The sequence below is a fragment of the Vibrio sp. D173a genome (assembly GCF_030248475.1).
Genome location: NZ_JAHGAH010000304.1, coordinates 1 through 7022, shown reverse-complemented (window position 1 = coordinate 7022; position 7022 = coordinate 1). Strand labels below are relative to the sequence as shown.

Below are 7022 nucleotides of genomic sequence, written 5' to 3'. Positions count from 1 at the left end.
AGATCAACACGCCCTAATATGTGGCTAAAATTTCTCCAGTCAGACAAGGAGAAATGTCTATGCCAATCTATCCAATTGTCGCGTTTTGCTGTTTGATATTTTCTAGCTCCACCTTTGCAGCTGCGACCAGTGATCTTAATCTCGTCAATTCGACCGTCGGTTATGCCGCGCTGATTTTCTTCACCATTGCCTACATTCTGGTGATGCTGGAAGAATACCTCCAAATGCGAAAGTCTAAGCCCGTATTGCTCGCAGCAGGGTTAATCTGGATTTTGATTGGCTATACCTTTGCCCAGCACAACCAAGCTGACGTGGCTAAAGCCGCACTGGAACACAATCTTTTGGAATACGCTGAACTTTTATTGTTCCTATTAGTGGCGATGACCTACATCAATGCGATGGAAGAACGCAGGCTGTTTGACGCACTGCAAGCATGGATGGTTGGCAAAGGTTTTGATTTTAAGAAGCTATTTTGGCTCACAGGTAGCCTAGCGTTTGTGATTTCTCCCATTGCCGATAACTTGACCACGGCATTATTGATGTGCGCAGTGGTGATGAAAGTTTCTGGAGACAATCCAAGGTTTGTGAACCTAGCCTGTATCAACATCGTCATTGCTGCGAATGCTGGCGGCGCATTCAGCCCATTCGGCGATATTACCACTCTGATGGTATGGCAAGCAGGGCACGTCAGCTTTGCTGAGTTTATGCCGCTGTTTGTACCTTCGCTGATAAACTACGTCATCCCTGCATTCATCATGTCGTTATTTGTACCAAACACTAAGCCAGATACAGTCCATGAGCACATCGAGCTCAAACGCGGCGCAAGACGCATTGTTGGTTTGTTTATCCTGACCATTGCGACTGCAGTTTCCTTCCATGCCGTTTTACACTTCCCGCCAGTGGTGGGGATGATGATGGGCCTCGCTTACCTGCAATTTTTCGGTTATTTCTTGCGTAAAACGCTCAAACACTCCCTTGCCAAAAAAGCGGCGATGGCGATTGCCAATGGGGACGATTACGCGCTCAAGCGCTTAGGTTCTGTCGTGCCATTTGATGTCTTCCACCGTGTGTCTCGCGCCGAGTGGGACACCCTTCTGTTCTTCTACGGCGTGGTCATGTGTGTTGGCGGCTTGAGCTTGCTGGGCTACCTTGGTCTGGTTTCGAACGTGATGTACACCGAGTGGAATCCAATTTGGGCAAACATCATGGTGGGAATACTGTCCGCCATCGTCGATAACATCCCAGTGATGTTTGCGGTATTGACCATGGAGCCAAGTATGTCGATGGGTAACTGGTTATTGGTCACACTAACCGCTGGTGTCGGTGGTAGTTTACTATCGATTGGCTCTGCTGCTGGCGTTGCTCTCATGGGCGCAGCAAGAGGACAATATACCTTCTTTGGGCACCTTAAATGGGCACCGGTGATTGCGCTAGGTTACATTGCAAGTATTGCCGCGCATCTATGGATGAATGGCAGTTTATTCACTTAAACGGCCTTCATCCACTATAAATACACTTATCTATCTGATGGGTGGTTCATGCCATCCATCACCTCTATCTCTCCTAGCTCATAAGGATTTACGCCTTCTAAGCAGCCAACGTTATAGCCATATTCGCTCGGGTTTGAGCGGCGCTGATGGTGGGTATAGATACCACATTCACCACAGAAGAAATGCTTAGCCGTATTGGTATTAAACTGATACAGCTTGAGCGCATCCTCACCTTGGATGATGCGAATCCCATTCAAAGGCACCGATGCCACAATCGCCCCACGACGTCGGCACATAGAACAATCACAGCGTCGAGGTTCCTCGATTCCATCTGGTAGTGACAGTTCGATTTGCACTTTTCCGCAATGGCAAGAAAGCCGGTGTAGAGGCTGAATTATCGTACTACCTACTTGTTTAATCATGACATTTCCTCGCTCCTTTCGTGTTTGCTTAGCTTAATGTGTAAAGTCTGTTAAACAGTTAACATCCGCGCAATCTAGGTCAAAAACTCGACATCAATCACTTTTCACGACATTTTATTCAGCGATCTATCACTATTTGGTTGGCGTTTTGCTAACCGCGTCCGTTTTAATTGCGTGCTTGCAGTTAAGACGGTTTTAAAACCAAGGAAAATACTTTTATGGATAAAGATCATAGCCTTAGAGAGAACCTCTTGGCTCTGACGCTCGGTAGTGCGTTAGTGTCACTTGGGGTTATCTTCTTCAACAAGGTTGGATTGCTCACTGGCGGAACAGCGGGTTTAGCAATCTTCCTCACTAAGATCAGTGACTTCAGTTTTGGTCAGGTGTTCTTTGCATTGAACCTGCCTTTCTACATTTTGTCTGTGATGCGCATGGGTTGGCGTTTTACCATCAACACTTTTATTGCGGTTTCGATCGTTTCTTTTGCGGTAGACCACCTGCACCATGTGATTGAAATTTCTCGTATTGAACCCGTTTATGCCGCACTGCTCGGTGGTGGTTTGATTGGTATGGGGATGCTGGTGATTTTCCGCCACAAAATGAGTTTAGGTGGCTTTAACATCTTGGCGCTTTACCTTCAGGAACGCTTTGGCATTCGTGCAGGTAAAGTACAAATGGCGCTCGACTGCACTATTGTTGTGATGTCGCTGTTTATCGTCGATGTTTACTTGATTGGCCTTTCTGTACTTGGCGCTGTGGTGACCAACTTAATCTTAGCCATGAACCACAAACCAGGGCGTTATCAACCCAAGCCACAAGCTGCGTAATAACACTGGTTCAAGATTACAAAACAAATCCCCGAGCCTTTAACTCGGGGGCTTTTGTTTGTTCTAGCTCACTAATGAAAACATTACGCCAATGGCGAATTCTCACAGTATTTCTGGTCATCTGCCGTCAGTTTTTGCTTGCTCGCTTGGCTTAAGTGATAGTGCACCAGCATCAGCAAATCGTGAGCGTAGAAAAGCTCGAAAGCATCCTCACCATTTTTTCGACAGATTGCCTCACAGCGTTCAGCATGCACTTTGGCTTGCTGCGGACTACCCGCTTTAAGAAGACTCATGGCTAAGCGATACTCTGCGCGCTCTTCTTGTATCCAGCCACCAGCAACCTTCCAATATTCAAGGGCCAGTGTCGCAGCCTCTAGCATGTGTTCTACTTGCGCTCCAGAGCGTGTTTCAAGCCCTTCATATTGGCAGGCAAGGTTATTACCCGTAATGGCAATTGAACGCGCTAAAGGCTCGGTCGCTTCGCCTGAATCTATACCGTTGGCTGCTTTTGCTAACTATGTGCTGGCTTGCTCTAGTTCATTCATTGCCGACAGTTCGTTAGCGATTTGAGCAAACACGCGACGCTGATCGACATCTTCTAACTCAGTAATCTGGTCCGTGTTTTGGTCAACGAAATACTTCGCGACAGCTTTGGCTCTCTGACGCGTCAGGCATTGAGCTGCTACGCCACTTTCAATCTTATCTAAGCTGGTGAGAAACTGACTTGGATCGTGCAGGTGACCGATGGATGTGTGCAACATCAAGGGTAAGATGCGCTCAGCATGGTTGGTGTCTTCTACCTCGCTAAGCGCTTGCTCTAGTTGGTTGTATGTTGGTTGCGGCTCGGCTTCATGTTGCTGCCAACTTTGGTTTATAAATGCATCAAAATCCGTTTTGAACGACATATCCTTATTATCCTTTTCATTGCTCTGGACTGCTTACAACCCTACACAAAATTTAAGCAAATAAGGTAAACCTTGCCAGATTCTGAGAATGGTCTCACTTAAAGTGGCGTACCTCTCTCCAACGCCAATAGTCGCTGCTTGCGCTCTACCCCGCCGGCATAGCCAGTGAGTTTGCCACTTTTGCCGATCACACGATGGCATGGCACCACAATAGAGATTGGATTTTTACCATTTGCCAGCCCCACCGCGCGCACCGCTTTCGGATTGCCGATGGCGTTCGCCAGATCTTGGTAGCTCCATGTTTCACCATAAGGAATGGTCGTCAGTGCATGCCAAACTTGAGTTTGGAAATCAGTGCCCGTTGCTGCAAGGGGCAAGTCGAATTCGTTACGCAGCCCAGCAAAGTATTCTTCCAATTGAGTCACAGTCTGGCTAAGCACGGCATGTTGATCATCACGCTCACCCAAATCGTCTGGTTTGGTGGTACATGTTTCAAACCAAATTCCTAACAAACCCTGTTCGTTCGCTTGAATAGTCACTGCGCCTAACGGACTTGGCATTACCGTATAAAGTGATTTCATGATTGATTCCATAAGTGAAAAGTCGCGTAACTGCCCCAAGGCGACGCAGTATGAGCATTCAATGACGGATAGTTTGGCATAGCTTTCTTCACCACCAAGTCTTTGTCTAAAAAGCAATCGGGCTGAGATTGACCACGCAATTGCGCATAGCTCACCGTCCACGGACCAATACCTTTCAGTTCCAGCCATTGCTGCGGATCGGCTTCTGGGCTCTGCTGCATGTACTGAGCAAATCGCATAAGAGTGTCTTTATGGCTTTGCGGCATACGCAAAAAGCTGACATCGGCATTGGCAATCGTTTCTGGAGTTGGAAAGTGGCGCGCTTGCTGATCGCTGCTGAGTGTTGCTACCAATAAGTTAAGTTGCCCGATAGCCGCTTTGACCGACACTTGCTGCCCTAGCACAGCACGTACACCGGCTTCCCACGCACTCCAGACGCCCGGAATACGAATCCCCTGGGTTTTCACCAACCCCGGCGCAATGTATTCAAGGTGCTGCTCCACCGTGCAAATATCCGCATCAAGGTCGAACATGCGACGCACACCAGACACCAGATTCTGCAACTTAGTGACATCTTCAATATCGAACTCCATCTCAAGATAACCTTCTCCTTGAGTGACCTTGAATCGTGCATGGCAATCACCCAACAAAACGTTGCGCTGATAAGCCTCTTGTGTGACTTGCTCTATTCCTTCAATCGCACGCAGACGATAAAAATTGAGCATGTGTTGCCAGTTCAGAGCACCACGATAAGGTAATACAATTCGATTCGTCCCTACGCCATCAAATTCCTTTCTACGCACTTGAGAAGGCGTTAGCTGAAGGATCTTTTGAAACGCATCATTGAAACGTCGAGTGCTGTTAAAACCCGCGGCAAAGCCGACTTCGGTGATTGACATCGAACTCGAATGCAGAAGCTGCTTGGCAAACATCAACTGTTGATACTGCGCATATTGCTTAGGTGACATCCCCAAATATTGCTCGAACAGCATACGCAAGTAACGATCCGAGATCCCAAGACGCTCAGAGAGTTCGGTAAGAGACTGATGATGCAACTCACCTTGATCGATCATTTTGATCGCACGTTGGAATGTGGTCTCGACGCCCTTCCAAGCCCATGACCCTGGCGCACTGTCTGGACGACAACGCAAACAAGGGCGATATCCAGCCTTCAAAGCCTGAGTCTTGTCGGTGAAGTACTCGACGTTTTCCTCTTTGGGCAAATTAGCTGGGCAGATTGGGCGACAGAAGATCCCTGTTGTTTTCACCGCAATGTAAAAGCGCCCATCAAAACGGCTATCACGAGCCATGCGTGCTTTTTGGCATTGTTCGAAGGTCAACGATGTATGTGGGTGGATGAGCATAGTGCTGTCCCTGCTTACGCATTTGGTGTTCAACGAGTGGTTAACTTATTCACCACTCGACCGGCATAACTTCATTGTAGAACGGGGAGTTACTGTAAATTAGCCATTTTCGGAACTCAATATTAAGAAACTTTGGCAATAGCAAATTTGTGCACTAAGGTTATAGTCAGAACAACACAACAACGTCGGCTAAAGGGAATTGGCATGGACTTACATACGTGCGTGATTGTACTTAGAAATCACAAGATTATCACCAGCAAATCGGTCGAGCACTCTATAGGGATTATTGAGCGCGACTCTGATAACGAGATTTCAGAAATTCAAATCAATGCGACTGATGGTGTGAATATTCGCACTTATCACTACAACAGTGTGGAAGACTCGCTTGAGAGTTTAATGAATCTATAAAAACTCCTTTCTCCCTTGTTAATCGTGAAAGTAAAAGAGCGCAGTCACCTGTGCTCTTTTTTTTGCTCACCATGCACAGGCGCCATACCAGAAGACAAACCCACGTAGAGAAAGTCATTCAAATTTTTGCGTCTTTCATAATCAAAAGCGTCCTGTAAAGCACTAAAACCAGGTATTTTATCCGTTCTAACGTTCTGTATTTAAAAATGAAAAAACGTTCCATCGAATTTGTCGAACGAGAACATCAAATTGCCCCAATTTTTTCTTTCTCTCCTCCTACCTACACTGATTTCAACAACAAGGGGGGCAGTCCTCCTCATCATAAAAATTCGAGAAAGGATAAAGTCATGAAAGCACTACTACAAAAAATCACTACTTCAAATGCAGGCTACGGCGCACTCGCACTTCGCATTCCAGTCGGTCTCATCTTTATGGCACACGGCGCGCAAAAACTTTTTGGCTGGTTTGGCGGTTATGGGCTTGAAGGTACAGGTCAATGGATGGCATCAATTGGCTTAGGCCCAGGCATGCTGATGGCATTTTTAGCAGGCAGTGCTGAGTTCTTTGGTGGGTTGTTCATCTTACTTGGCCTGCTTACCCGCCCGGCAGCCGTAGCTTTAGCATTCACCATGGTGATCGCCATTTTCTCGGTTCACTTTGAAAACGGTTTGTTTATGTCGAACAACGGTTACGAGTTTGGTTTAGCACTACTGGCAGCAAGCGTTTCTCTCGTTTTCTCTGGCGCAGGCAAAGCCGCATTAGATGAAACGCTACGTCAGAAATTGGCCTAAACGAGAGTAGAAACGACATTAGAAGTGCCACAACTCTCGCTTCAATCGGACGTTTGATTTAGAAGTGGCCCCCAATTTTCGGACATGACTTTAAGTGATTGATCTGTTTGTATAGTACCTAAAAATACTGGAACAGATTATGACTAGAAAACGTAGAAACCACTCACCCGAATTTAAAGCTAAGGTGGCGCTTGATGCTGCTAGAGGTGATAAAACTGTCGCTGAGTTAGCTCA

Annotated in this window: 7 protein-coding genes and 1 pseudogene; 4 read left to right on the top strand and 4 right to left on the bottom strand. The window is 46.8% G+C overall.

What is annotated here, in order from left to right; translation table 11 throughout:
• Positions 1-59: 59 nt before the first annotated feature.
• A complete protein-coding gene (gene nhaD, locus KIV40_RS24780; protein WP_045383113.1) occupies positions 60-1490 on the top strand; it encodes a sodium:proton antiporter NhaD in 1431 nt (476 codons plus the stop codon).
• Between the two features lie 26 nt (positions 1491-1516).
• Here nhaD and KIV40_RS24775 read toward each other — a convergent pair whose 3' ends face one another.
• Positions 1517-1912: a GFA family protein gene (locus KIV40_RS24775; RefSeq protein ID WP_285351839.1), complete on the bottom strand. Its 396-nt coding sequence runs from the start codon at positions 1910-1912 to the stop codon at positions 1517-1519.
• Positions 1913-2130: 218 nt separating this feature from the next.
• Between KIV40_RS24775 and KIV40_RS24770 the strand changes: the two genes are divergently transcribed.
• Positions 2131-2739: a YitT family protein gene (locus KIV40_RS24770; protein WP_122020962.1), complete on the top strand. Its 609-nt coding sequence runs from the start codon at positions 2131-2133 to the stop codon at positions 2737-2739.
• Between the two features lie 83 nt (positions 2740-2822).
• Here KIV40_RS24770 and KIV40_RS24765 read toward each other — a convergent pair.
• The 3 genes and pseudogenes from KIV40_RS24765 to KIV40_RS24755 form a co-directional block, all read right to left on the bottom strand.
• A pseudogene (locus KIV40_RS24765) lies at positions 2823-3644 on the bottom strand (hypothetical protein).
• Positions 3645-3742: 98 nt separating this feature from the next.
• Positions 3743-4225 carry a methylated-DNA--[protein]-cysteine S-methyltransferase gene (locus KIV40_RS24760; protein ID WP_045371156.1) on the bottom strand — a complete coding sequence of 161 codons (483 nt, stop codon included), beginning with the start codon at positions 4223-4225 and terminating at the stop codon, positions 3743-3745.
• Positions 4222-5589, bottom strand: coding sequence for an AlkA N-terminal domain-containing protein (locus KIV40_RS24755; RefSeq protein ID WP_285351837.1), 1368 nt, complete (start codon positions 5587-5589; stop codon positions 4222-4224). Before KIV40_RS24755 ends, KIV40_RS24760 begins: the two co-directional genes overlap by 4 nt.
• Positions 5590-5793: 204 nt before the next feature.
• On the opposite strand from KIV40_RS24755, the gene KIV40_RS24750 reads away from it, so the two are divergent.
• Entirely contained in the window at positions 5794-5997 is a 204-nt protein-coding gene (locus KIV40_RS24750; protein WP_285351835.1) for a hypothetical protein, read from the top strand.
• Positions 5998-6344: 347 nt separating this feature from the next.
• Positions 6345-6788, top strand: a complete 444-nt coding sequence (locus KIV40_RS24745; RefSeq protein WP_255902282.1) for a DoxX family protein — start codon at positions 6345-6347, stop codon at positions 6786-6788.
• Positions 6789-7022: the final 234 nt, after the last annotated feature.